General features: G+C 62.9%; 1 protein-coding gene and 1 pseudogene. Both read right to left on the reverse strand.

Annotated features, from left to right (window positions below; genetic code table 11):
• Positions 1–826 (reverse strand): glycosyltransferase (locus tag A9X04_RS13425; RefSeq protein ID WP_197509162.1); only part of this gene is annotated, 826 nt, incomplete at its 3' end.
• A gap of 393 nt (positions 827–1219) precedes the next feature.
• A pseudogene (locus A9X04_RS13430) lies at positions 1220–1422 on the reverse strand (glycosyl transferase family 1); the annotation flags it as partial.

Here is a 1422-nt window from a genome sequence, read left to right on the forward strand (position 1 = left end):
CGCACGCCGAGCTGATCATCTCGACTGTGGCGGAAGCGGATTCGAGCGGGATGCTGCCCGAACCGAAGCAGATCGGCGGCGATCCACCGGCGATCCACGATGCCACGTCCTCGTCGGCGTCCGTGGTCAACTCCATGGTCAGCGCGCCGACAAAGGGCCGTCGGTCGCCCCATTTCTTCGCCCATTCGGCGGCCAGCCCGGGAAAGCAGACTTCGTCATAGGCCTGGATCTCGAGCGACCCGCGTTCGGCGATCCGGCGCGGTGAGGCGACGGTGGCGGTGGGCAGTCCGAGTTCGCGGCGCTGCCGGTCCTCGGCCCTCTTGTTCATCCGCCAACACATCCAGTCGTACACCGCCATCCCGGTACGGACCATCGGCCCGGGCAGTGCCGGAATCAGCTCGCCGTTGGGCCGCATCGGAATGTAATGCAGCGTGGCCATCGGAATGCGGTAGTAGTCGGCGACGTTGATCGCGAGGTCCTGGTAGAGCTGTCCGGTGAAGATCAAATCGGCGCCGGCACCGACCGACATCAGTGACGAGCTCATCAGCTGCCAGTTCCGCAGCACCGGCTCCCATGCGTCGCGCATCAACTTGATGGGCCCGCGCACGAAATTCTTCCAGAAGTCGCGGATGAACTCGTCGCTCCAGAAGTCGTGCATGTCGGGTCCGTAGCCGATGGCCGCCAGGCCTGCTTCCTGCGCGAGCTCAACAAGATTGGGCGGGACGGCCATGCGGACTTCGTGCCCTCTGCGCGTCAGTTCCCGCCCGATAGCGAGGCACGGCTCTATGTCACCGCGCGTCCCGTAGCTTGCCACAGCAAATTTCATCGCGTTGTAACCTTAATCACTTTTCCCTTGCCCCGGCAACACTTCAGAGTAGGGTCTTTCGGCCCTAATTTCAGTCTCTCCCTTCCCTATTGGGATTGACTGTTTTCGTTGCATGGCATGGGGAATGAGGTTCCGCGAGCGGGCGAACCGGCAATTCCCACCGGGCGCCGTCGGGTGTGACGAAGCCAATATCATCGGCCCTATCCCCCCGACCATTGGACTGTGACGACCTTTGACGGTTTGACGCGACCCCCAGGCATCGTCGGCTGATCAGATATCTAGTGTGCCAGAAAGTGTGGTCCCGTGTCTCCAGAAGCGGCAACTAGTTCGGCGCCGGCGCCGGAGTCAGGACGCTGACAGTGCGGCACACATCCGCGCTGTCGGCTTTGCCGATCAGGCGCGACTCCGCGAGCCGGCAAACTTCTCCACCACGTCAGCGGCCTTGACAACGCTTTCAGCGGGTTTGGTCATGTGCCGGGCGATCTCTCGCGCACGCACGCCGTAATCCGGATCGAGTATCCGGCGCAGATCCGCCAACAACGACTCCCGGGTGGTGGCCGAAAACCGCCGCGTGGCACCAACTTTCAGCCGTTTGA

Source organism: Mycobacterium sp. E3247 (assembly GCF_001667785.1).
Lineage (GTDB): Bacteria > Actinomycetota > Actinomycetes > Mycobacteriales > Mycobacteriaceae > Mycobacterium.